This window comes from Streptomyces sp. NPDC017520 (genome assembly GCF_044329855.1).
Classification (GTDB): domain Bacteria; phylum Actinomycetota; class Actinomycetes; order Streptomycetales; family Streptomycetaceae; genus Streptomyces.
Window position 1 is genome coordinate 101,343 of the sequence record NZ_JBIRKB010000007.1, and the last position, 23,168, is coordinate 124,510.

20 protein-coding genes are annotated in these 23,168 nt (G+C 70.8%); 7 read left to right on the plus strand and 13 right to left on the minus strand.

Annotation, left to right across the window (positions count from 1 at the left end; genetic code table 11):
• The first annotated feature begins 159 nt into the window (after positions 1-159).
• From ACH4KB_RS18495 to ACH4KB_RS18525, 7 genes are all read left to right on the plus strand, one after another.
• Positions 160-3,225: a lantibiotic dehydratase gene (locus ACH4KB_RS18495; RefSeq protein WP_398066963.1), complete on the plus strand. Its 3,066-nt coding sequence runs from the start codon at positions 160-162 to the stop codon at positions 3,223-3,225.
• Positions 3,222-4,451, plus strand: a complete 1,230-nt coding sequence (locus ACH4KB_RS18500) for a lanthionine synthetase C family protein (protein ID WP_398066964.1) — start codon at positions 3,222-3,224, stop codon at positions 4,449-4,451. The genes ACH4KB_RS18495 and ACH4KB_RS18500 overlap by 4 nt, the downstream gene beginning before the upstream one ends.
• A gap of 2 nt (positions 4,452-4,453) precedes the next feature.
• Positions 4,454-5,422, plus strand: coding sequence for a thiopeptide-type bacteriocin biosynthesis protein (locus ACH4KB_RS18505; RefSeq protein WP_398066965.1), 969 nt, complete (start codon positions 4,454-4,456; stop codon positions 5,420-5,422).
• 115 nt (positions 5,423-5,537) lie between these two features.
• Positions 5,538-6,320 (plus strand): heavy metal-responsive transcriptional regulator, encoded by a 783-nt coding sequence (locus ACH4KB_RS18510; protein WP_398066966.1) that lies wholly within the window; start codon positions 5,538-5,540, stop codon positions 6,318-6,320.
• Positions 6,317-6,631, plus strand: a complete 315-nt coding sequence (locus ACH4KB_RS18515) for a hypothetical protein (RefSeq protein ID WP_398066967.1) — start codon at positions 6,317-6,319, stop codon at positions 6,629-6,631. Before ACH4KB_RS18510 ends, ACH4KB_RS18515 begins: the two co-directional genes overlap by 4 nt.
• Before the next feature lie 91 nt (positions 6,632-6,722).
• Entirely contained in the window at positions 6,723-7,724 is a 1,002-nt protein-coding gene (locus tag ACH4KB_RS18520; RefSeq protein ID WP_398066968.1) for an arsenic resistance protein, read from the plus strand.
• Positions 7,725-8,135: 411 nt separating this feature from the next.
• The gene (locus ACH4KB_RS18525) at positions 8,136-8,447 is read left to right on the plus strand and encodes a hypothetical protein (protein ID WP_141760734.1); all 312 of its coding nucleotides are present in this window, start codon (positions 8,136-8,138) and stop codon (positions 8,445-8,447) included.
• A gap of 18 nt (positions 8,448-8,465) precedes the next feature.
• Here the strand turns inward: ACH4KB_RS18525 and mobF are convergent, their stop codons facing one another.
• From mobF to ACH4KB_RS18590, 13 genes are all read right to left on the minus strand, one after another.
• Positions 8,466-12,896, minus strand: coding sequence for a MobF family relaxase (gene mobF, locus ACH4KB_RS18530; RefSeq protein WP_398066969.1), 4,431 nt, complete (start codon positions 12,894-12,896; stop codon positions 8,466-8,468).
• A 649-nt stretch (positions 12,897-13,545) separates the two neighbouring features.
• On the minus strand, positions 13,546-13,722 hold the full coding sequence (locus ACH4KB_RS18535) for a hypothetical protein (RefSeq protein WP_398066970.1): 177 nt from the start codon (positions 13,720-13,722) through the stop codon (positions 13,546-13,548).
• Positions 13,723-13,725: 3 nt separating this feature from the next.
• Complete coding sequence (locus ACH4KB_RS18540; protein ID WP_398066971.1) at positions 13,726-14,379, minus strand: hypothetical protein; 654 nt, start codon at positions 14,377-14,379, stop codon at positions 13,726-13,728.
• Positions 14,380-14,423: 44 nt separating this feature from the next.
• The gene (locus ACH4KB_RS18545) at positions 14,424-14,702 is read right to left on the minus strand and encodes a DUF6211 family protein (RefSeq protein WP_398066972.1); all 279 of its coding nucleotides are present in this window, start codon (positions 14,700-14,702) and stop codon (positions 14,424-14,426) included.
• 199 nt (positions 14,703-14,901) lie between these two features.
• Positions 14,902-15,510, minus strand: coding sequence for a DUF6349 family protein (locus ACH4KB_RS18550; protein WP_398066973.1), 609 nt, complete (start codon positions 15,508-15,510; stop codon positions 14,902-14,904).
• Positions 15,507-15,905, minus strand: coding sequence for a DUF6181 family protein (locus tag ACH4KB_RS18555; RefSeq protein WP_398066974.1), 399 nt, complete (start codon positions 15,903-15,905; stop codon positions 15,507-15,509). The genes ACH4KB_RS18550 and ACH4KB_RS18555 overlap by 4 nt, the downstream gene beginning before the upstream one ends.
• Positions 15,906-15,949: 44 nt before the next feature.
• Positions 15,950-16,369: a DUF6197 family protein gene (locus tag ACH4KB_RS18560; RefSeq protein WP_398066975.1), complete on the minus strand. Its 420-nt coding sequence runs from the start codon at positions 16,367-16,369 to the stop codon at positions 15,950-15,952.
• Positions 16,370-16,429: 60 nt separating this feature from the next.
• Positions 16,430-17,080 carry a hypothetical protein gene (locus ACH4KB_RS18565; RefSeq protein ID WP_351051540.1) on the minus strand — a complete coding sequence of 217 codons (651 nt, stop codon included), beginning with the start codon at positions 17,078-17,080 and terminating at the stop codon, positions 16,430-16,432.
• A gap of 77 nt (positions 17,081-17,157) precedes the next feature.
• Positions 17,158-18,633: a DUF3560 domain-containing protein gene (locus ACH4KB_RS18570; RefSeq protein WP_398066976.1), complete on the minus strand. Its 1,476-nt coding sequence runs from the start codon at positions 18,631-18,633 to the stop codon at positions 17,158-17,160.
• A 329-nt stretch (positions 18,634-18,962) separates the two neighbouring features.
• Entirely contained in the window at positions 18,963-19,385 is a 423-nt protein-coding gene (locus ACH4KB_RS18575) for a DUF6409 family protein (RefSeq protein ID WP_398066977.1), read from the minus strand.
• Between the two features lie 119 nt (positions 19,386-19,504).
• Complete coding sequence (locus tag ACH4KB_RS18580; protein ID WP_398066978.1) at positions 19,505-20,392, minus strand: hypothetical protein; 888 nt, start codon at positions 20,390-20,392, stop codon at positions 19,505-19,507.
• A gap of 121 nt (positions 20,393-20,513) precedes the next feature.
• The gene (locus ACH4KB_RS18585; protein ID WP_398066979.1) at positions 20,514-20,873 is read right to left on the minus strand and encodes a hypothetical protein; all 360 of its coding nucleotides are present in this window, start codon (positions 20,871-20,873) and stop codon (positions 20,514-20,516) included.
• 62 nt (positions 20,874-20,935) lie between these two features.
• Positions 20,936-21,568, minus strand: coding sequence for a hypothetical protein (locus ACH4KB_RS18590; protein WP_398066980.1), 633 nt, complete (start codon positions 21,566-21,568; stop codon positions 20,936-20,938).
• Between the last annotated feature and the right edge of the window lie 1,600 nt (positions 21,569-23,168).

The window sequence follows — 23,168 nt, forward strand, 5'->3', positions numbered from 1 at the left end:
GGGGGTCCCCCCCGGGGGGGCGGGTTGCCGGCGGGTGGGTTCCCTGCGTGGGGGCCCGGGCTTTACCCGCCCCCCCCCGGCCGGGGGGGCGGGGCGACGCGCTCCCCCCGGCCCACAGGCCCCTCTCCCCCTCCCCGCGCCGCCTCATGGAAGGGCCTCATGGCTTCCCGAGCAGCCGCCGGATACCAGTGGCAAGGCGTTGCGATGCTGCGCGCCACCACCAGCCCCGGGCCGGCAGACATCCCCCGTACCCTCGACCTGGACAACGTGGCCGTCACCCGCGGATGGCTGAACCGCATCTGGCAGCGTGAGGACTTCCGCAGCGCGCTGGAGCTGGCCACCCCCGTCCTGTCCGACGCCATCGAGGCCGTCGTCCGGGGTCGGCAGACCGAGCCCCGTCACGTCCGCCGCACCGCGCTGTCGACGGTCTCCTACCTCCTGCGGTGGCAGCACCGGCCGACCCCGCTCGGGCTGTTCGCCGGCACCGCCCCGGTGTCGGTCGGGCCTCGGGCGAGCGCGCGGTGGCGCGACAAGCACCGCGCGATGATTCGGCCGGACGCCGAATGGGTCACCGACATGGTTCTCCGGCTCCAGCGCACCCCCGCGTTGCTGAAGCGGTTACCGCTGGTCGCCAACAACGCCGCCCGCGCCCGCGGTGACCGGCTCGTGGCACCGGGTCCGCCCTCCGACGGCCACGCCGTCCTGCTGGCCCCGGTCGAGATATCCGTCCGCAACGCCCGGCCGGTGGCCGCCGCCATGGACGGGGCCCGCACCCCCATCCTCTACGGCGACCTCCACAGCCACCTGCGCGACCGCTTCCCGCAGGCGACACCGGAGAAGATCGACGCCCTTCTCACCAGCCTGGTCGGGCAGCAGTTCCTCATCACCAGCCTCTGGGCGCCCATGACCACCGTGGACGGCTTTCAGCACCTGTGCCGCGAACTGGACCGGCACCAGGCGGACGACGTCCCCGAGGTGCGGGACCTGGTCCACGCGCTATACGCGCTGCGCGACGACGTGTCTGCCCACCAGCCGACGCTTTCCGACACCAGCGTGAGCGCCGTCGCCGCGCGGATGCGCGACCTCACCAGCGTCACCCCGACACCGCTGCTCATTGACACCGCCCTCGACTGCGAGACGCAGCTCCCGCAGTCCGTTATCGCGGAAGTGCAAGCAGCTGTGTCGGCCCTCTACCGGACCACCCCGCAGCCCTACGGCTACCAGCACTGGCGCGACTACCACCGCCGCTTCCGGGACCGGTACGGCGTCGGCGCCCTGGTGCCGGTGATGGACCTGGTCGCCGACAGCGGCCTCGGCCTGCCCGCCGGATACGTCGGCTCCGAACGCGGCGCCACCCCGAAGGTGCGCACCGACCGCGATGAACTGCTGCTCGCGCTGATGCAGCAAGTCCTCCTGGACGGCCGCGATGAACTGCGGCTGACGGACGACATGGTCGACGCCTTGGAGATGGCCGCCGGAGAGGACGAGCGGCTGTTCGTACCCCGGGTGGAGGCCGCCTTCGAAGTCCACTCACCCAGCACCCGGGCACTGTCCAGCGGCACCTTCGATGTCCTCCTCACCGCGGTTCCCCGCCCCGGCAGCAGCATGGCCGGCCGGTTCGCCCATGTCCTGCCGCCCGAGCATCAGGACGCGCTCGCCGCCACGTACCACGGGGCGCCGGACGCCCTCACGGCGCAGCTCGTGTTCCCGCCGCGCCGCCACCGCAACGAGAACGTCACCCGTACGCCGCGGCTGCTGCCGCACGTCATCGAGCTGTCCGGCCACCAGGAGACGGACGAGACGACGATCCCGCTCGCCGACATCGCCGTCACCGCGGACCCGCGCAGCTTCCACCTCGTGCAGCTCTCCACCGGCCGGCGCATCGACGTGCGGGTCCTGCACGCCCTGGAAGGCGGGACACAGACCCCACCACTGGCCCGGTTCCTCGCCGAAGTGGCCAACGGGAGGTACGCCGCCTACAAGCCGTTCGACTTCGGCGCAGGCTCCCGGCTCCCGTTCCTCCCTCGGGTGCGCTACCGCCGCACTATCCTCACGCAGGCCCGATGGCTGCTGATGGCCGACGACCTACCCGGCCGCAAAGCCACGACCAAGGAGTGGGAGGACGCCTTCACCGCATGGCGGGACCGGCTACGAGTCCCCATGCAGGTCGCCATCATCGAGTACGACCAGCGCCTCCCCCTCGACCTGTCCCATCCGGTCCACCGTCGGACCCTGCGCGCCCACCTCGACAACGCCCGGCGCCTGGAACTGCGCGAGGTCCCGGACGCAGACGCCCACGGCTGGATCGGCCGGGCACACGAGATCTGGCTCTCCCTGGGCCGGTTGCAGCCGGACACCGCCGATGTGCCCCGGCCGCGCCCCGCCGCCCCGCCGGCCCCCGGGCGGCACCTTCCGGGCGCCGGTGACGTCCTGCTCGCGCAGCTCCACGCCCACCCGCGCCGCTACGACGAGATCCTGAGCCGCCACCTGCCCAGCCTTCTCGCCGCGTTCGGCGACACCCCGCCCCTCTGGTGGTTCACCAGGCACCGGGAGATGGCCCGCCCGGACGCCGACCAGCACCTCGACCTCACGCTGCACCTGCCGCCGGACGCCTACGGGGCTGCCGCACAACACGTTCGTACCTGGGCGGACAGCCTGCACAGGACCGGTCTGGCGGCCGGGCTCGTCCTGGCTCCCTACCAGCCGCAGACCGGGCGCTTCGGCAGCGAGGCAGGCATGGACGCCGCGCACCAGGTGTTCGCCGCAGACTCCGCCGCCGCCCTCGCACAGATCCAGCTCACCGAGCGCACCGACGCCGTCGCCCCGCAGGCCCTCGCCGCGGCCAGCGCCCTGCACCTCGTCACCCCCCTGGCGCCGAACATCGCGGCGGTCGAGGAGTGGTTGGTGCGCAACCTCCCCCAGAGCACGGGGCGACTGAACCGGGCCCTGCGTATCCAAGTGCTCGAACTCGCCGCGCCGAGCGGCGCCTCCGCGCTCGCGGCCCTCCCCGGCGGCCCTGCGGTCGCCGAAGCATGGCGGGCCCGCGCCGCCGCTGTGGACACCTACCGGAACACCTTGACCGGCCAGCGTGATCCCCTCGGCGTCGCCCGGTCGCTACTGCACCAGCACCACGTCCGGGCCCTGGGCGTCGACCCGCGCGCCGAGGAAACCACGATCCGGCTCGTACGAACCGCGGCCCTCCAGCACAGGATGGCCGCCCGATGACCGCGCCGGCCGCCACCACCGCGACGATCCTGGAGCAGTACACCGCCTACCTCGCACAACCCGCTCCGCCGCCTCCGGACGAGCCGTGGGCGGTGCAGTCCCTCGCCGACGGCGCCGCCGGAATCAGCCTGCTGCACATCGAGATGGCCAGCCGTCACGGCGGCTCCTGGCGCCCCGCCCACCGATGGATCACCGCCACAGCGGCCGGGCACATCAGCGCGGCCGACACCGCCGGACTATTCCTCGGCGCCCCGGCCCTCGGCTTCGTCCTCACCACCGTCCCGCCGCCCTTCCAGCACCTGTACGAACCGGCGCGCCGGACCCTGCACCAGCACATCACCGACCTGACCCACCGCCGTGTGGACGCCGCTCTCACCCGCATCCGCAAGGGCGACCTGCCCACGTTCGCCGAGTACGACCTGTTCTACGGCCTCACCGGCATCGGGGCGTACCTCCTGCGGACCGACCCCGAAGGGCTCCCCCTGGAACGGGTCCTGAAGTACCTTGTTGCCCTGACCCGCCCCCTTGTCCCCGACGGCCGCGGCCTGCCGGGCTGGTGGGTCCGCCACGACCCGGCCCGTGGCGAGTCCCCCCACTTCCCGGGCGGCCACGGCAACTTCGGTGCAGCCCACGGCATCACCGGTCCGCTCCTCCTGCTGGCCCAGGCCATGCGCCGCGGCATCGCCGTCAGCGGTCACCGCGAAGCCATCTGGAGCATCTGCGAACACCTTGACGCCTGGTGCCAGCTCAGTCCCTCCGGTCCCTGGTGGCCCGAGCACATCTCGCGCCGCGATCTCGACCTCGGGCGCCCCCACCACGACGCTCCCGCCCGGCCGAGCTGGTGCTACGGAACCACGGGCATCGCACGGGCCGGGCAACTCGCCGGGCTCGCCTTGCGTGCCCCCGACGTCCAGGCGTTCTACGAGGACGCCCTGTACCGCGCCCTGACCGACCCCGAACAGCTCGCCCACGTCACCGACTCGGGTCTGTGCCACGGCTGGGCAGGCATCTACCAGACCGCAACCCGCGCCGCTGCCGATGCTCGCGACCCCCGCCTTCAGACCCTCCTGAAGCGCCTCGGCGACACCCTCGCAGCGAACGCCCAGCCGTGCCTTCCCAAGCCCGGCCTGATCAACGGCGACGCCGGTACCGCGCTCGCTCTCACCACCTACGCCTCACAGCAGGCCCCGATCTCCGGATGGGACGCATGTCTCTTGATCAACTGATCTTGACGGAGCCGAGCCCGATCCAGCGCGCGGTCTCCGCTGCCCTCACCGGCCTGCCGATCCCCGAGGTCGCAGCTCAGTACGGGACGGAACCGACGATCCTGTCCGACGCCGTGGCGGTCTACGACCAAGCCGGCCGGGAGGCCCTGGCCCGCCACGCCGCCGCCACCGACTGGTGGCAGGTGTACCTCCACTTCACCGACTGGACGGACGCCGACACCACCTTCACCACGCACGTGCTCCCCGTGCTTCGGGAGGCAGAGGCCGCGGGGCTCATAAGCGGCTGGTGGTACACCCGCAAGCACCCGTGCTGGCGCCTGCGCCTTCGTCTCCAGCCCGAGGCCGGAACCAAACTGACCCTCGGCGACGGCTTCGACCGTCTTGTCTCCGACGGGCATCTGCGACGGTGGTGGCCCGGGGTCTACGAGCCGGAGACCGCAGCGTTCGGGGGCGCGGTCAGCATGACGGCTGCCCACGCGCTGTTCGTCACCGACAGCCGAGAGGCGCAACAACTAAGGCGTCGCGGGGACCTGGCCGTGGGACCGCGCGAGCTGTCCGTTCTCCTCTGCACGATCATGATGCGTGCCGCGAGTCTGGAGTGGTACGAGCAGGGGGACGTGTGGCACCGCGTCATCACGGAAGAGCACCGATCGGCCGTCAGCGACGTCCCGGCAGACCGGCTCGACGCCCGCGCGCAGGAGATCCGGCCGCTGCTCTTCGCCGACAGTGATGTCCTGCTGCGCCCCGGCGGGCTGTTGGAGCCCGTCGCCGAGTGGGCCGCCGCCTTCCGCAGCACCGGGCAGGAACTCCGCCGTGCCGTACAGGACGGGATGCTCGACCGGGGGCTGAGGCAGGTGCTCAGCTATCACGTGATCTTTCACTGGAACCGGCTTGGGCTGTCAATGCGGGGACAGAGCGTCTTGGCCTGGGCAGCGAGGGCGGCGATCCTGCACCGGGAAAGCGGGACATAGGTCGGCCGCGAGCCGTGTAAACCGCCAGGGGCTGACCTCCGCGCCTTGGAACTGCGCGTCTCGTGCCTATCTGCGCTTGACCTTCGAGTCGGGTCGAAGGTTTACCGTCGGAGGCATGAGCACCTACCGGATCTCGCAGCTGGCGGAACGCTGCGGCGTTCCCGCCACCACACTGCGCTTCTACGAGGACGCCGGGCTCCTCCCGGCCGAGCGGACCCCGTCGGGCTATCGCGTGTATGGGGAGGACGCGGTCGAGCGGCTGGGCTTCATCTCCTCGGCCAAGCTCCTGGGCCTGGCCCTGGAGGAGATCCGCGAGCTCCTGGAGGTTCGGGAGGAGGGGGTGTGCGCGGCGGTCCGTACGCGAATGGTGCCGCTGGTCGCGGGCCGGATCGCGGAGACCGAGGGCAGGATCGCCGAGCTGTCGGCGTTCTCCGCCCATCTGGCCGCCGTGTACGCCGATCTTGCGGGTCCCGCGCCGGAGGGCGGGTGCGGGCCGGATTGCGGCTGCACCACCACTCCGGCGGTGGCGGCCGGTCCGGTGCCGGTGACGCTGTCGCGCACCCGGCCCGCCGAGCCGGCACCGGAGCCCGAGCCGTGGCGGGATGCGCCGGTGGCCTGCACCCTGGGCGGCCCCGAGCTGGAAGGCCGCACCCAAGAGTGGCGGCGTCTGGTGGAGCGGGCCACCACCCGTGAGCAGATCCCCGATGGCCTGCGGCTTACGTTCCCGGTCGCCGCGGAGCTGGCCGGGCAGGTCGCGGCCCTGGCCGCGGCCGAACAGGGCTGCTGCTCGTTCTTCGACTTCACCCTGCACCTGACCCCCGACGCACTGGAGCTGACCGTGCGCGCACCCGAAGCCGGAGCCCCGCTCCTGGCCGACCTGTTCGGAGTCACCGCATGAGCCATCCCGCCCCTTCCCCCTCCCGCAGCCCCCGTCCGTGGAGCACGGTCGGCGCCGGACTCGCCACGGTCGCCGCCTGCGCCGTGTGCTGCGCGGGCCCGCTGCTGGCCCTGCTCGGCGGCATCGGTGCGGCCTCCGCGCTCGCCTCCCTCTGGATTCCCGCCCTCGCCCTCGTGGCGGTGGCCGCCACCGTGGGCGCCTACGTGCTGCACCGCCGACGCCGTGCCTCCGCCTGCAAGACGACGACGGAGGGCCCGGTCGACCTCGGCCTGCCCACCGTCGGCACAGCCCCGGACGGCCGCGCGCGCTGACCTGGGGCGAAAGGCGGCCCGTCGGCCTGTGAGGATGAGTGAAGCGGACCGCCACCAGGAGCGGGCCGGTACGAAGCGAGGGAGCAGTCGGGTGTCGCAGGAACCGTCGGGTCCGGTCGAGCAGATGGAACACCACCAGATCGCGGTGTACCTCGGCGCCATGGCGGCGGGCGCCCTGGTGGGCTGGGCGGCACCCTCAGCCGGGCCGGGCCTGGAGCACGCCATCAACCCGGTGCTCGGCGCCCTGCTGTTCGTCACCTTCCTCCAGGTCCCGGCCGCCGAACTCCTCCGCTCCCTACGCGACGGACGGTTCCTGTCCGCCGCCCTGCTGGTGAACTTCGTGGTGGTGCCGCTCGTCGTCGCCGCGATGTTCGTCTTCCTGCCCGCCGACCAGGCAGTGCGGATCGGTGTCCTGCTGGTGCTGCTGTGTCCGTGCGTGGACTACGTGATCGTCTTCTCCGGACTGGCCGGTGGCTCCAGCCGCCGCCTCCTGGCCGCCACGCCGCTGCTGCTGGTCGTGCAGATGCTTCTACTGCCCGGATTCCTGTACCTCTTCATGGGCTCGCAGCTGGCCGACATCGTCGAGGTCGGCCCGTTCGTCGAGGCGTTCCTGATCCTGATCGTCATCCCGCTCGCACTGGCCTGGGCATTGCAGGCGTGGGCGGGCCGCCGCCCGGCCGGGCAGAAGGTTGCCGACGCCGCGACCACCACGATGGTCCCGCTGATGGCCGCCACCCTGTTCGTCGTGGTCGCCTCCCAGGTCCCCAAGCTCGGCGACAGCCTCACCGACGTCGCCGCCGTCATCCCCTTCTACGCCGTGTTCTTGATCGTGATGGCGTTCGCCGGGAAGGCCGTCGCCCGCCTGTTCCGCCTCGACGCCCCCGCTTCGCGGGCGGTCGTCTTCACCGGCGCGACCCGCAACTCCCTGGTCGTCCTGCCCCTCGCGCTCGCCCTGCCCGATGCCCTGTCGGTGGCCGCAGTCGTAGTGGTCACCCAGACCCTCGTCGAGGTGATCGGCATGGTCGCCTACGTCCGCCTCGTACCCCGCCTCGTCCACACGGACGAGGGCTCACCGGCCTCAGTCCGCACCTGAACACGGTCAGCCCTCCCCACCGTCCTCCACGGCGGCGTGCGGGTCAGAGGAGGGGTGAGGTTGACCGCACGGCGAACGAGGGTCGGCTCGACACGCCGCAGCCCGTTTCTGCAAGTCGCCGACATGTGCATCCTCTGCGTCGTCTGAGCGTTCTTGGAAGTCAGCTACACCCGTGCCTCGTTCTCACTTACGTAGCCAATGCCTTGGCCGAGCGAGTGCACCGACTGCGGGGCGTCCCGTAAACCCTCGCTCCAGGACATCGCGCGGTGTCCGGTGCAAGCATGTCCGGCGCAGGCCCGCCGCCTACGGCGCATGAGGCGGGCCCGTACACCCGAGGTGTACCAGTCGTTCCGGTGCACGTTGTGCCCGAACAAGGGGACAGACCGGGAGATCCGAGGTGTCGGCGCGCGGATGGCTGCATACCGGGTGTGCAGCTCTTGTGACTTCTGGCTGATGTGCCTGGGGTACGCGATGCTCGGCGACCAAGACCCGGACGGCCGTCGTGCCCTTCGGATCGACGGCGTCCATTATCTGTCCTGGACCGAGGAGCAAGGGTTCCCGCCGGAGATCGGCTACGTAGGGGGCGGGGAAAACCGCTACGTCCTGCTGGACGATCCCACAGGCACCGTGCACGTGACGCGCCGGCTCTGGCTCATGGGCACCATCCCCGATGCGTTCCGCGACCGGATGCCGGACAACGCGGTCTTCGCTCCGCCGACCTAGGAAGGTACGGGGCCCTCCTTACACGGGCGGTGCGTCGTGAGCGCTGTCCGGCGGTGCGGGCTGTGTGTGGTCCACCGCGGTTCGGTTGGCGTACGAGGAGTCGGGTTTCGGAGCTGAGGGCACGGCGGACTCATCGGCATCGACGTGCTGACGTCCGTGCTGGGCTCGCAGACTCGTCTCCTTCTGGAGGCCGGACACGCGGTGGTCTGCGCCGTGAGCAGTGCTGCGAGCCTTGATGGCCTCAGCCCGGAGCTGCTTGGCTGCCTCGTTGTCCTTGGCCTTGGCCCGCCGAAGCAGCGCGGCCTTTTCCTGCTGCGGCATGTCCGCTTCCGTCAGCACAGCTTCGTGCTCGTTGACGGGTCCGGCCTGCCGGGTAACTTCCTGGAGCCGCGTGTCCATCTGCTCCAGCTCTTGGACGGTCTCCTCACGGGTACGAAGGAGTGCTTCCCGGTCCGCCTCGACCGCAGCACGCTCGTCACCGCGGATTGCCGCCCGCCCGAAACGGCCCGTCGCGGACAGCTGCTGTTCAAGACCCTCGATACGGGCCTCGGTGCCGGTCAGTCGAGCGGTGCGTTCCGCGATCGTGCCGTCCAGCAGCCGGACTTCGCGAATGGCCACGGCCCGTTCGGCAACGTCCTGATGACAGCGTTGGTGCGCGAGCGAATTGGGGCCTGCACCGGCAGCAGCCTCCTGTTCTGCACGATCGGCGGCGGCTTCCGCCTTGTCGGCCGCCATCGTTGTGGCGCGGGCAGCGATGGCGGCCTTCCGCACGGCGTCACGCAGTGCCGAGTTCCCGAGGTGAGCGTATGGACGGTCAGCCGTCGGCGCGGGTCCCGAGGGTGTGGCCGGCTCCGTGGTCGGCTCGGCGTTCGCCGGTGCGGGGCGGTCCTCGTGCTCCGGAGCCTGTTCGGGAGTGTCTGCGTCGTGGTGCTCGTTGGCGCCGGGGGCGCGCGGGATCGGGAGGTCTGCTACGACCTGGCGGACGTGGGCGGGGACCTGGTTCTTCGGGAGTTCGGTGAGGATCATGCGTTCCTCGGTGCCGGTCTCGATCTCGCGGATGAGGCCCGCGACGGCGCGGTCAAGCTGTTCCTGGTCGGTGAGTGCATCGCCGTGGCGGGCGCGGTCGGCGTCGGTCTCGTAGACGGACAGCGGCAAGAAGAGGTGGGACTCCTTCTTGTCGCGGCTCATCATCGTGTAGAGGGCGTTCGCCTGAGCGCCGGGTCCGTAGACCAGAGCCTCTTGGACGGTGAGGCCCTGCGACTTGTGGCCGGTGATCGCGTATCCGAGGCTGAGGCCGCCCTGTGCGATGTAGTCGGCGTCCACCCATTCGGCAACGTCACGGTGACCGTCCTCGGTCTTCTCTCGCCACTCGACCAGCACCCGGCGTTCGTCGTCCACGGCGCGCACGATTCCGCGGTAGCCGTTCAGGACGTCTTCGTTCTCGCCTCGGCTCTTCTTGCCCCGGTAGTCGTTGACCCGAAGGAGGACCTGGTCACCGACGGACAGGGTCAGTTCGTCGCCACCGGGCAGCGCGTATGCGTGCTCGGGACCGGTGAGGTCGCCGTTCTCCTTCCGCAGTGCGCGGGCGCCGGTGTTCAGCTCTTCCACGATCTCGTTGGTGGCGGCGAGCATGAGGAGCTGCTGCACGGCGGTGTGGTCGTCTGTGTGCGCGGCGCGCTTGTCGGCCCAGATGGTGAGCATCGCGGCGAGGGTGGCGTCCTTGTCCGCGAGAGCGTGCACGCGACCGGTCCCGGCGAAGGTACGGAGCGCTTCCACGCGGTTGTCGTCGCGCCACAGCTCCAGGGCCCGGCGCTCGACCATGTCCTTCTGGCGGAAATTCTGGCTGAGGGTGAGCCCGCCCACGAGGTGGTGCACGGCGGCGAAGCTGCCGCCGATGCCGGGCGAGTGGAGCTGCTTGGGATCACCGATGCCGACGATCTTCGTTCCGGTTTCCGCGGCGTGGGTGAGGAGTTCGGCGATATCTCGGTCATCGCACATCGCGGCTTCGTCCACGACCAACACGTCCACGCCGGTGAGGCCGGAGCCTCCGTTGCGGATGCCGGTCAACCAGGACGCGAGGGTTCGGGACTCGATGCCCGCCTCGGCCTTCAGGTTCGCGGCGGCGACGGCGGCCGTACTCGCGCCGGCGATGACGAGACCGTGCGCCTCCCATGCCTGGCGCGCGGTGTCCATGATCGTGGTCTTGCCCGATCCGGCGATGCCCACGACGGCGTCGATTCCGTGCCCGGCTGTGAGCAGCCGTTCGAGGACGGCACGCTGTTCATCGGAGAACGTGAAGCTGCCGCCGTGCTGAGCCTCGACGGTGGACAGCGTCATGTCGACCGTGTCGCTGCTGACGACGGCGGCCTGAGCCCCGAGCCGGTTCGTGGCCTCCGAGACGATCAACGCTTCGGCCGCCACGACATCCGCCGTGGTGTACCGGTCGGCGTGCGCGAAGTGCTGGGCGCCCTTCGGGTTGAGCTGGACCGCGTATCCGGCGTGCCGGAGTACGGAGTTGGTGAGCTGTTCGGCTTCGGCGGCGTCCGCGACGCCGTACGGGAGGGCGTCCAGCACGGCGGCGATGGCGGCGGCGTGGGTGAACTCCTTGGAGTGGCTGGTCAAGCCGGTCTTGGGGTCGAAGACCTGGGCGCACAGCTCGTCCAATCCAGGGTTCTGGTCGGCTCGGGCCTGTTCCATCGCGCTGGCTGCGATGGCGTCGGGGTCGTCTCCGGCCGCGCGGCCTTCGGCCTGCCAGTAGGCGCGGAGAACATCGTCCCCGACCCCGGCGGCCTCGCCGTTTTTCGCGGCCTTGGACGCGGTGGAGGCGGCAGTGCGCTCGCGGGTCGTGGCGCTGTCGTAGTCGATGCCGAGTTTCGTCAGCAGGTCCCGGACCTGGCTGTCGCGCTTGCTGAACAGCCGGATCGTGGCCTCGGGAATCGCTGCGATCTCCCAGGCTCCGGTCCGTTCCTCTCGGCGGAAGCTGATGCCGAACTCGTTGGTCAGCTCGCGGCGGATGCGGGCGTTCATGAGTGACTGGGTCGCGCGGGTGTGCCGGTGGAGGTCGCGGCCTCCGCTGGCCATCGTGGACCACTTGCCGTCGGTGCCCTTGACCATGTTGGCGAGGGTGAAGTGCAAGTGGAAGTGGGGATCTCCGTACGGGGCGCCGTCGACGGGGCGGGCGGCGCGGTGGACCATCATCCAGCCGGAGAACCCGCTCGTCTTCACGGTCTCGGCCTCGTCGCCGTCGCCGTGGTGGCCGCGCATGGCGTACGCGGTCCACCGCTCCAGGGCGCCGATGGACTCGCGGCCGGCGGCCGTGTAGATGCCCTCGACCTGGGCGGCGATCTCCTCGGGCGCGTACGCGAGGAACGCGGACTTCGACTTCGCCAGGTCCAAGGTGACGTCGGCACCGCGGTTGCCGACCTGCACGCGGCCTTCGAGGAGGGCGGCCTTGATCTCCTCGGCGTCCCACACGTCCTCGGGCGTGAGCCCTGCCGCCTTGGCCATCGCGACGGCTTCGCGGACGTCCATCGGCAGGTCCCGGAGACGACGTGCACCTTCGCCTTCGGTCTGGGCGTACCGGCGCTTCAGGGACGCGGCGTCGAACAGGTCGGCGGGCTGCTGTCCGGTCTCGGTGGCGCGGGCCTCGACCGCGCGCAGGAGTGCACGGGCGTCCAGGTGGCCGCCCGCCTCGGCGGCGACGGCCTTCTCCACCGTGTCCTCGCCGTAGAGGTCGACGGCGTCGATGCCGACGGCGTCGGCGAGCTTGAGCACCGTGGAGACGGGGACGCGGTGCGTCTCGCCGAACCGCTTGAGCTGGCTCTCCATCCGGCGGAAGGCGTCCTGCTTGCGCTTGGAGTCGAGCAGGGAGGTCGGGTTCACACTGCGTTCGGCGGCGGCGCGGCGGATGGCGCGGGCCAGTGGGGCGGCGGGGAGCTTGGCGGCCGGCGCGATGGCCAGCTTGGGGTCCACGAGGGTCTGCCCGGTCCGGGGGTCTTCCCCAAGCATGAGGCGCCGGGCGGCCGGGAACTGCTCGGGGGCGAGGGTGCTGCCGGGGGTGATGTCGAACTCGGTGAGGCCGTTTCCGACCCAGACCAGGGGGCGTTCGCTGGCATCGAGGTGGTACTCCACCTGTCCGTCGGTCGGCCGTGGGGGAAGGGTCTGTTCGCCGTAGAGGTCGCGGGCGTCGAGTCCAGCTGCGGCAGCGACTTCGACGGCGTCGAAGCCGGTGAACCTCGCGGTGCCCTTACTGCGGATGAGTCCGCGGGCGCGGAAGAAGGCGCGCTTGGCCTCGCGGTTGGCGAGCAGGGAGGCGACGGGGGCACCGGCAGCTTCGGCTTTGGCCTCGATGGCGGCGACGAGGGGGGCGGCGTCGACCGCTACGGACTTCCCACAGCCGTGGCCGCCGGTAAGGCGGTACTCAACCTGCTCGTCGGAGGGGCCGATCATGGTCACCCACCCCATCGGCCCGCTCACCCCCCGCTCTCATCCGGTCAGATTCGGTCGTCTTGGCTGATCGTATCGTCACGAAGTGACGATACCTTGGTCCTCTAAATTCAAGATCATGATCAACGAGGAAGAACCTCGGGCACTCGGATCGGCCTCGTCGCTCCTGCGGATCAGGCTCCTGGAGCCTGTTGTTCTGTTGGACTGTTACCTCTGCGCAAGGTGCACGGTCTGAGGTGCCGTACGCGCTGAGGCGGTGTGACGATCCGATGCCGGCGCGGTACCTGCGCGGGGCTGTGTCGTTGGTCTGCGTACGGAGCAGACCCCGAACCCGGCGGCTCCCCGCCGGTTCGCCGAGCTGTCGGGCCCGTACTGGATGGCCTCGGATTCCCCGGCGTACCGGCCCGGCGCGGCGGGCCGGTTCGGGCCGGAACGTGGGACTCCACCCCCCGCACCCGAGCGAACGGCCGGAGGGGAGAGGGCTCCCGACCTCCGGAGCGCTCGTAGCCGATGGTCCGTCGCCCCGCTGTCGTGTCGAGCGGTCTTGGTTGGGCCCTGCCCGACCCGCAAGCGCCTGGTGACATGACGAAGGTCCGCGCTCCGGGTCGGAGCGGGGACCTTCGTCATGCTGGCCGTGGGGCTCGGCCGACGGCTACGTGTTCAGGGGCCATTCGCCGAACGGCACCGGCGCCTGACCGTGGGCCTCGCGCACGGCTTCCTCCGTACCGCACGTGGTGCAGATGAAGACCTCGCGGTCGGTGGTCAGCCGGGAACGTGCGGGCCGTTCACCGAGCGGGCCGCCACAGCGCGGACAGCGGGCGTCGGGCACGGGTCACTCCTCGGGGTGCTCGCGGGCGGACTTGAGGATCAAATTCCAGGTCGGACGGGAGTAGGTCTTCTCCGTCTGGCCCTGGAGCTGCGGGATCAGTTCGGCGTTCTTCGCCCCGGGGTTCGCCGCGATGGCCTGCCGGGCGAGGGTCAGCCGCTCGTCTCCCTGGTAGGGGTAGGCCAGTCCGCGGCGGCCAGCGGGCCGTCCGCCGGCGTGCCCGCGGCCCTTCCGGTCAGCGAGGTACTGCCACAGCCTCCAGCGCTTCCACTTCGGACGCCGCCGGGTCGGAAGCTCGTCCCAGTCGTCCGGCTCGGGCCACCCCTCGGGCGGATTCTTGACGTAGTGGGAGACGGTGGTGGAGTCGGCGAACCCACAGACCTTCGCCGCTTCGGCGGGGCCGACCATCTCTTCGGGGTCGCCGTCGAGCTTCGGCGGGTTGGTGGTGCTGGCGGCGGCGCGCTGCCGCTGCAACTCGTGATGCCACGTCGCCCATACGTCGCCGTCCCAGTGCATGACGCCGTCGATGGTGTCCGCGACGGGCGGGTGCCCGTTGTTCTCCCGGTCGGTCCAGAGGTTCTGAAGCGTCGGCTCGCTGATGCCGTGGACCTTGCGCAGGTCCGCGCGTGAGTAGAGCGTGCGGCCGGTCTTGCGGGACACGGTCGCCTCCTGTTCTTGGTCGGGGTCGCAACCGCTCGGCGCGGTCACAGGGTGTCGTCCGGGTCCGGGGCCGGCGCCCACGTACGGCTGCCCGCCGGTTCGAGCCGGGTGAGGGTGGCTATGTCGGCCAGGGGGACGGCGGCGGCCCAGTCGGCGCGGCCGGGGTCATCGACGGGGAGGTTGAGCACGAGGTGCCGACCGGTCGGGGGGAAGTCCTCGACGATGACGAAGCTGTCGCCGGGATCGGCGCCGATGCTGTTACCCCTGGTGAGCTGGGCGATGTCGCCGGGCTGGGGACAGTCGGGGTGTCGGTCACATAGCATGGTGTGGTCTTTCTGGTGAGAGAGACACCGACGGCCAGCGCCTTGTTGCCCTTGTGCGCTGGCCGTCATCTGTTGTCTGGGGTGTGGCGCCCCGTGGGACGCGCGGCCGGTCGGAGGTTGCCCGCTCCGCTGACGGCGGAGTAATTAAACCACCTTCGGGTTGAGCGGGGCGGGGCTCTGATCCGGACGACGGCGGTCATCAGAAGAGGGCCCCCTGATCTGTGGGGCGTCGGCCCCGGTCGTTGGATGGCCGGGTTACGTGGAGCTCGTAGCGGGGGCGCCCCGCGTGCGGCGGAGCGTGGGCTTCGCGGCGGTACCGGCGCCAGGCCACGACGGGGGCGCCCTGGTCGATCCAGCCCGCCGGGTACCGGGCGATGAGCTGAGCCCAGCGGCTCCGGTTCCGCGGGACGGCCCACCGGTCCTCGGCCGTGGTGATCGGTGGCAGCGTCCGCCAGCCGGGGAAACAGTGGTCGTGCGAGTCCTCCACCGCCTCGTTGTCACCGTTCCCGAACCCGTCGCCGGAGTGCACGGGGCCTTCCCACTCGCACGCGAGACACCCGCCGCGGAACTCTTGCTCGTCCCGCTGGCGGCCGGTCGGCCGGCTGCGGGAGAGCAGGGTCGGCGCGTGGTGTGAGGGCGGGTCCAGCTCGTGGCCGAGGTCGCAGTACGCGCCGCCGGGGTGTCCGGGCTGGATGTGCCACGCCTGCCCGGCGCTCTCGGGGCGGTGGCTCGTCCGCGCGTTGCGCACTCGCCAATAGTGCGTCTGCCGTGCTCGTGCTCCGGTCGGCTCGGCGACGGTGGCGGTCACGGCTTCCTGCTTCCGGCGGCGAGGACTTCGCGGAGCGGATCAGCGAGCACGGCCTGTTCGTCAGGGGCGTCGAGGAACCGCGGCCCGTACGCGCGGCGCACGGCCCGGCGGGCGTCCTGGTGGCGGTCGAGCTCCGGGTAGTACGGCGACCGGTCGAGCACGCCATAGCCGTGCTGGGTGAGCACATCGGCGATGAGCGACCTGACCTGTACGGGGTCGAGGGCGGATAGGTCGGATTCCCCCGGGGCCGCGAGGAGTACGCGGATCAGCTCGGTCGCGCTGAGCCGGGGGTGGAGGGGGACGCTGAGCCGGTGGACGCCGTCCCGGCTGGGGGTGGCGGCTCCTCGGCGGCTCGGCGTCCTGGTGGTGCTGCGGTCTTCTGTCGTCTCGTCCATCGTGTGGGCCTTCGATGACTCGGGATGCTGTCGGGCGGCGGGTGTCAGAACAGGGAGTGTTCAACGCGGGCGGCGGCGGTGCGGAACGCGCGGGCGGCGTCGGCGGCGGTACGGCCGGGCTCGGCGCTCCACCGGTCGATGGCCTCGCGGTGCCGGGCCTTGGCGGTGGCGGGGTCGACGGGGTGACCGGTGAGGACTTTCGCGAGGATGGCGAACGCCTGGTCACGGGCACGGTCGATGCGGTCCCAGTCGTACGTCCGGCCGGCGGTTCCCCGCCCGTGGCCAGCGGCGACTTCGAGGGCGCCGCGCGGCCAGCACGGCAACGTGGCCGTACGGCCGGGACCGTCGAACAGGCGTGGGCCCTGGTGGATGCCGACGTGTTCGATGTGGCGGGCGGCCCATTCCAGGATCGAGGCCGGAGTGTCGGCGATGACGATGCTTTCGGGGGTGTGGTGGGTCGGCACGGTGCTGTCCTTCGGGAAAGCAGGGGCGGCGGCGCGCTGCCGCCGCCCCTCGGTCGGCTGCTAGTGGTAGGCGGGGATCAACCGGCGGACCTCTTCCTCTCCGATGCACCCGCCCTTGTGACGGCGCGCACTCGGCGGCTCTCCGTTGCGCCCGCGCAAGTGGCTCCAGAACTTCGGGCCTTGCCAGTCACACAATTCGCAGCTGAGGAACCAGTGGTTATCGCTGCCGGGGAACCCGGTGAGCACGGCCCGCCAGTGGTGGGCCAGGAGTCCCGCGAACGCGATCTGCGCGCCCTCGATGTTGCGATCGTTGACTGGCATCCGCGGGTGCAGGAGAGGCACCGGCCCGCACAACGGTGTGGGGGCCTCGGCGAGCACCTGGTCCAAGGGGACGGCACCGATCCGACCGGCGGCGTACTCCTCCGCGAGATGGGCGGCGGCCATATCGGTGCCAGGGGTCCCCTTGGGCGGGCGGCGGAGGTTGCGTTCGCCCTCGGTGGTGAGGACGAGCCAATCCCGGTGCCACCTGTAGGCGCGGCCGATGACCTGGTCTTCGCCAACGATCACGGGGTATCGGCACTGGATGTCGGGGGAGCCGACGCGGTACGTCGGGACGGTGGTGCTGCCCTCGGTCGCGGGGACGATGAGCCTGCCCGCTTCGGTGTCGGGGACGGTGATGGTCGCGGGTCGTTCGAGGAGTTGCGTGGTCATGGTGGTGCCCTGTTCTGGTGAGAGAGGGGCCCGTCCCCCCGGCGTACTCGGCAGCCGGGGGACGGGTAGGGGCGCGGTTACGCGGCCTCGGCCGGGGCCTGCGGGGCGTCGGTCCATTCACGGCGCGGAGTGATGCCCAGCTCGTCTAGGACCGGAGCGTGGCTGCCGTTGTCCGGGACCCATTCCCAGTCGGAGCCTTCGGTGCCGGGCCGGTCGGTCCAGGTGAGCATGTAGGAGCGGCCGGAGGTGCGGGGGTCGCCGCATACGGCCTGTGCCTCGCGGCGGGTCATCGCCCACAAGGCGCGCTTGCGGGAGCGGCGGGAGTTCTTCGAGGTGATGAGCACCAGTGCCATGCCCTCCCGCCCGTTTGCCCTTTCGGCGGGGGCCGTCGCCGGGGTCGACCTCCCTTCTGGGGCGTGTTGAGAGAGAGCCCAGCGGCGCGCTTTCGCGTGCCATGGGCTGGGGTGACTGGTAGGGCACGTCTCAGCCGCCGGTACCGGCTCCTTGATCGGCGGGGCCTGCTGGGCCTGTTCCTGGTGCTCGGCGGTTTCGGCCCGAGTCGGCTGCTGCATCTCGTTGGCGCTCTTGCGCCCGGATACGTCGTCGTAGGGAGCGGTCCAGGTCCAGCCGTCGTGACGGTTGTCCGCCGCGCGAACGACGCGCTGACCGACGCCGTTGTGAATGTGCGGGATCGTCACCGACTTCGGGTTGACCCGCAGGACCTCGTACCAGGTGCCTCGGTAGAGAACAAAGTCACCGCGCGTGAAGTCAGCCTTCGACCACATCTTGAAGCCCTCGGCCTCGGCGTCCTTGATGACCTGCTCCCAGTGCTGGATCTCTTCCGTCAGCTCCTGGTGCTCGGTCTCCAGCTCGGGGTCTGCCGGACTCCGGGAAAACCCCTTGGCGGACTCGCCGCGCTGCCACTTCTCGACCGCGCGGAGGTCGGCCCGCAGCTTGTCGAGACGGCGGAGCGTGCGGCCGGGGTCCTTCTTGAAGCGCTCGTAGTTCGCGGCGGCCTGCGCCCGGCCGGTCCAGTGGTCAGCACGGTCACGCTCGCCGATGCTCTTGCGCATCGCGTTGTCCATCCGCGCGTGATCACGGCGGGCGCGGCCCTCGGAGTGGTGGCCGACGAGGATGGGCTGACCGAAGGCGAACCGCTCGGATATCTCGTGGCTCGACTTCCACGCGGCCTCGGAATTCTGGGCGGCGCTGGCGGCGTATCCGCCGAACCTCTCCGCCCGGCCTTCGGCCTTCTCCTCCCGCTCCTTCTCGGCGTCGGAGAACGATCGGCGGTCGGCGTTGTCGATGGTCAGCGTGACCTCGAAGCCCGCGTCTCGGAGTCGCTGCGCGAGGAGTTCGAGCGAGGGGGTGTAGGTGGCGTGGTCTCGGCTGTGGGGGAGGTACCAGCAGTCAAGGCTCCTGCTCCAGCGGAAGGGCTGGCGCTGGGTGCGGCCGTACTCGCGAAGTCGCAGGATCTCGGCCGATCCGTCACCACGGCTCGTGCCCTCGATCAGAGTTCCTTCTCGGCGGGTGTGGGTGATCTCGATAGTCACTGAACTGGCTATTCCTGGTGAGAGTTTGGTCCGTCCGCAGGGCGGACCGTGCGTTGGCAGCGGCGCTGCACCACCGGCGCGGGCCGTGAGGGACGATCGGCTCGCGGGTCGTCGCGCCTGCGCGACGACAGGGGCTGTCGCGCCCCCGCGGGGCGCGTCCGCTGCGGTCCGGTGCCCGTCGTCGGTCGGCGGAGCCGCCTGCGGCGGAGTCGGCCGGCGGCGGTGAACGCACCGGACCTGTCCTGCCGCCCCGAAGGGGTGTCCGCTGGGGTGCTGGGGGCCCTCTGGTCCAGAGGGTTGCCCTCCCCCCGGACCGGCGGGCCGTGGTGTCAGCTGCGGTGGAGCGTGTGCCGGGCGGCCGGGTCTGCGTCGGCGAGTCCGGTCCGCTCGCGACATGCCTGGCGGACGGCGGCGCGGAGCGCGTCCCCGTCGTCGTAGGCGAACCGTCCCCGGCGCAGGTCGCGGACGATGTCGCGGAACGTGTCCTGGTGCATCGTGGTCAGCGTGTCGTCAAGCGGGGTCAGCTCGTGCGGGAACATCGCCTGGACGCTGTCGCCCGGCTGCGGGGCACCGAGGGTGAAGAACCAGACCACGGACATGGTGGCCTCGTCCGCGAACTCCGGCCCGCCCAACGGGCCGACGACGACGGCGGGGTGGGTGTCGAGCTGGTGGCCCCGGAACCAGGGGCCGCCGATCACGAGCGTCGCGGTGGGGAAGTCCTGCGCGGTGGGCTTCTTGTCGGTGGTGAGCATGTCGCGTCCTGTCTGGTGAGAGATTCCGCCGGGGCCGGTCGGCCCCGGCGGCGGTGTCGGTCGGGGGGTTGCCCTCCCTCTTCCGGCACCATTAATTAAACCATGTTCTTGGGTCTGGGTCAACCAGTCACGGCAAGTTCGCGGCGGTGCTCGGCGGCCGTGGTGACGGCGTGGGCAATGGCACGGCCGGTCTCGATGGCCCGTACGGCGGACTCGTGAACCGGGGGCTTCCTGTCCTGGGTGACGATGCCCGCGAGCGGCGGCATGACGGCGGGGCCCGGATCGATTCCGAGGATGAGCGCGGCCACGTGCGCGGCTGAGGCGACCTCGGCGGCGTGCTGGCCGGGAAGGGGCGCGTCCACCTCGGTGATACGTCGCCACGCGTGGCCGTACAGCAGGATGCGAACGGCGTTGTCGGGGGCATCCTGGGTGAAGTCGAACCCTCCAGCCTGCTCGGGGTCCTCGTGGTACTGGTCGCGGTACTGGTTCACCAGGACATCGCGGATGACCTCGGCGGCGAGCGGGGCGGCGGTGGGCGGCTCGTAGGCGTCGCCGTCGGTCTGGCTGATGTCGAAAACCGGCCCGGCTTTGAAGCCGGACACCTTGCGCACCTCATCCCCGGCGGTCTCCCCGGCGGCCTCGCGCTGTCCGCCATCGGCGGCGGCCGTGGCCTCCTGCCCCTCCTCGGGCCGCCGCTTGATCGGCGTCCAGATGCGGAGGGAGGTGGAGCCCTTGACCGGGAAGCGTCCGGCCTTTCGCCAGTCTCCGGAGCTGAGTACGTGGGTGGCGTTGGGGTGCTGGGCGGCGATGGCGATGCAGTTGGTGGGGCTGCGGTCGTCGCGGTCTGGGTGGGTCAGGTTCGCGGCCGTGCGCATGACGGTGGCCCAGAAGTCTTCACTGGCGACCATCGCGCCGTACGCGCGACCCATGACAGCTTCGAGCTCGCCGCGCATCTTGGCGGAGTAGGCCCGGCGCTCTTCGTCGGTCATCTTCGGCTTTCGGGGCATGTCGCGGTCCTCCTGGTGAGAGATCGTCCGGGGCCGGCTGGCCCCACGGTGCCGGTCGGGGGGCTGCCCTCCCCCTTCCGACACAATTAATTAAACCATGTTCTTGAATGGTCGACAACCCCTAAATCCAGTACAAACCCGCCTCGTTGCTCACGGCCCGGTATGCGGCTATGACCTCGTCCTCTATCTGTGTCCAGTGTTCGAGGACATCTGGGGAGGTCTTCTTGTCGCTGGCCGCGCGCTTGGCACTGCGCCACTCAATGGCGATTTTGAGTGTGCGGATTTGGGAGCGGGTCAGCTCCCAACGCCCGGAGTCCGGGAGTTGATCGCCGTAAGCCATCGCTACGGCGTTGTTGATGTGCTCGGTACTGGACCACACATTTTGTGTGGCCTGGAGCGCAAGAGCGCTTTTGAGGGTGCACCGGAGGTGCGGGGCCTGCACGATCCATTTCGGCTCGATGACGAATATATCGGCGCTCATCACAGGGCCTTTCTGCCCGGGGCGGCGCGCCACGGGAGCGCGCCGCCCTGAAACGTGGGGAATTAGAGGGCGTATCCGTCGACGCATTCGCCGTACTCGTCTTCGGGTGTCTGGACGCTGGGGAGAAAGCGGCTCACCGCGAATACAACGGCGTCGGCGATAATCCGGGGCACGTCGTTGAGTACGAGGCTCACCGCGTCGCCGTCGAGTCCGATACGAACCTCTCCCGGTTCAAGGTTCATGTAAACGAAAGCAGATGTGCCATCAACCCGGGTCCGGGCTCCGGGGAGGCGGGCGGAGAGATCGCGTGCGGCCTCCTCGACATCACGCCGCGTCTCGGCCTGTGCGCGGTTGTGCTCGGTCACCCGCTCGTGAACGTCACGGTGGGCGGGGATGAGGTCGGTGGCGATCCGGGCCGCGATGCCTGCCGGGTCCTCGGTCATGGCGACTCGGACGGTGTCGCGCTCGCCCCTGCGGAACGGGTAGCCGGTGGCGGGGAATGCGCCTCGGATGTGCAGGTGGCCGGGGTCGTCGAACCGCTCGGAGAGGTGAAGCTGTCGGCCGTCCAGATGGGTGAAGGTGGCGGCGTGGTCCAGCTCCTGGACGCCGTGGCGCGCGGGCTGCGGTCGCCAGTTGCCGCCGAGTTCGAGAGCGATCGGGTGGGCCAGCTCTGCGACGGTGAGAGGCGTGTTCATCGTTCGTTCTCCTGGCGAGAGAGGTTGTCGGCGGCCGGTCGGCCTGCCGTGTGCCGGTCGGGGGTTGCCCTCCCCTTCCGGCATCACTAATTAAACCACATTCTAGGGGTCGGGTCAACCCGGATAGGGTCTCTGACCTGGCCTTTTCTCACACCCCACGGCCCGCACCCGCCCGGCCGGGCCCGGCCACAACGGGCCTGGGCGGGGTTCCCTCCTCGGTCGGACAGCTCCGCCGTACCAGGGTTGCGGGCGCGGTGTCCGGGCTCGCGTAGCGACCGCGTAGCGGCTTGGCCTGGACGCCGTGCCCGGGTTCCTGGTACGCCCCTTGGGGTGTCCGGCCGAGGAGGGAACCCCGCCTTCACCACCCGCACCACGACGGCGCGGCACCCGACCGACCAGCCCTCACCCCCTCCGAGGAGGACCCGCCGGAGGCTGCCTTTCGCTCTGGCCGGCACCCAACGAACCTCGACCACCGGGGCTCCAGACTCGGGGTTGCTCACGAGATAGGTCACCCGTGGTGCGCGCAAACGCAGCGCCAGCCAGCCTACCGATCATCACGACTTGATAACGACACGAGTGATCCTCATCCTGCGGCGTGGCCGAGCAATGGAATCTAGGTTTCTGGCTATCGGGTGAAGTCACCGCACTGCACAAACCCGGTCGCCTTCCTCGCCTTCGGGCATCCGGGGAGAACGGAGCTGCCGCTCCGGTACAAGTCCATACCCGAGTACGGCGTGCGGTGCCTGGTTCTCGACCTGATCACTGAGAGCAACAGTGGTCGGTTCGAGCAGCCATGCCACCGAACCGACCACCTTCACGGAAGGTACGTCGGACGCATGGAAACGGTCGGATGGGCAACAGCCTCGGTAGCAGTGCTCGGTGGGTGCGTTCTCGTACTCGGCTACGTCCTCGATCAGGTGCCGTCACTTGCCGAGAAAGCCGTACGGGCTATCACCGCGGTACGCCGACTGCGCGACGAGTGACGGGCGTGCGCCCGGGCGGCATGCTCCTCCCCGGGCGGAAGGTCAAGCCATCCTGCGTTCGCTGGCGGCGATCGCGGCACCGGATCGGCTGCGGCCCACGGCGGTCATGGCCTCGTTGGCTGCACCGACGGCGAGGATCGCGGTCCGCCTGGCGATCTAGAGACATGCCTGCGGAGACGAGTCTCCGGCCGGGGGTCCTGACGCACGGCGCACTCTTTCTCGGGCATGCGGGTGTTTTTGGGTACCTCAGGGGAGTCGGCGGCGTGCCGCGGCCTCGCTGCAGGGGTGCCGCCCGTGGTCGTGCGGAGCGCGACGGACAGCGCCGTCGTGCCCGAAGGGCACGCCCTTCGGCCCGGCGTCCGGACGGAGCGGGAGGGCCGGCTGCGGCCCGGACGCTCCGGCCGGCTGCGAGCCGGGCCAGGCTGAGCCGTCCCGGAGGGACGCCCTTCGTACGTGAGCCGGAGAGCGGGGCCGGCCGCCGACGCGGTCGGTCCCGGACGGCGGTGGGCGGAGCGTGTGGGTGGGGGGGGGGCGCGCCCCCCCCCCCCCCCCCCCCCCGCGGGGGGGGGCCCGGCCGCGCCGGGGGCCCCCCCCCCCCCGCCCCCCAAAAACCCACC

Bases quoted from the DNA above. Each gene is read 5' to 3' on its own strand.
- ACH4KB_RS18495 (WP_398066963.1), top strand. From the start codon at position 160: ATGGCTTCCCGAGCAGCCGCCGGATACCAGTGGCAAGGCGTTGCGATG.
- ACH4KB_RS18500 (WP_398066964.1), top strand. From the start codon at position 3,222: ATGACCGCGCCGGCCGCCACCACCGCGACGATCCTGGAGCAGTACACC.
- ACH4KB_RS18510 (WP_398066966.1), top strand. From the start codon at position 5,538: ATGAGCACCTACCGGATCTCGCAGCTGGCGGAACGCTGCGGCGTTCCC.
- ACH4KB_RS18515 (WP_398066967.1), top strand. From the start codon at position 6,317: ATGAGCCATCCCGCCCCTTCCCCCTCCCGCAGCCCCCGTCCGTGGAGC.
- ACH4KB_RS18525 (WP_141760734.1), top strand. From the start codon at position 8,136: ATGGCTGCATACCGGGTGTGCAGCTCTTGTGACTTCTGGCTGATGTGC.
- mobF (WP_398066969.1), bottom strand. From the start codon at position 12,896: ATGATCGGCCCCTCCGACGAGCAGGTTGAGTACCGCCTTACCGGCGGC.
- ACH4KB_RS18545 (WP_398066972.1), bottom strand. From the start codon at position 14,702: ATGCTATGTGACCGACACCCCGACTGTCCCCAGCCCGGCGACATCGCC.
- ACH4KB_RS18555 (WP_398066974.1), bottom strand. From the start codon at position 15,905: ATGGACGAGACGACAGAAGACCGCAGCACCACCAGGACGCCGAGCCGC.
- ACH4KB_RS18565 (WP_351051540.1), bottom strand. From the start codon at position 17,080: ATGACCACGCAACTCCTCGAACGACCCGCGACCATCACCGTCCCCGAC.
- ACH4KB_RS18575 (WP_398066977.1), bottom strand. From the start codon at position 19,385: ATGCTCACCACCGACAAGAAGCCCACCGCGCAGGACTTCCCCACCGCG.
- ACH4KB_RS18580 (WP_398066978.1), bottom strand. From the start codon at position 20,392: ATGCCCCGAAAGCCGAAGATGACCGACGAAGAGCGCCGGGCCTACTCC.
- ACH4KB_RS18585 (WP_398066979.1), bottom strand. From the start codon at position 20,873: ATGAGCGCCGATATATTCGTCATCGAGCCGAAATGGATCGTGCAGGCC.
- ACH4KB_RS18590 (WP_398066980.1), bottom strand. From the start codon at position 21,568: ATGAACACGCCTCTCACCGTCGCAGAGCTGGCCCACCCGATCGCTCTC.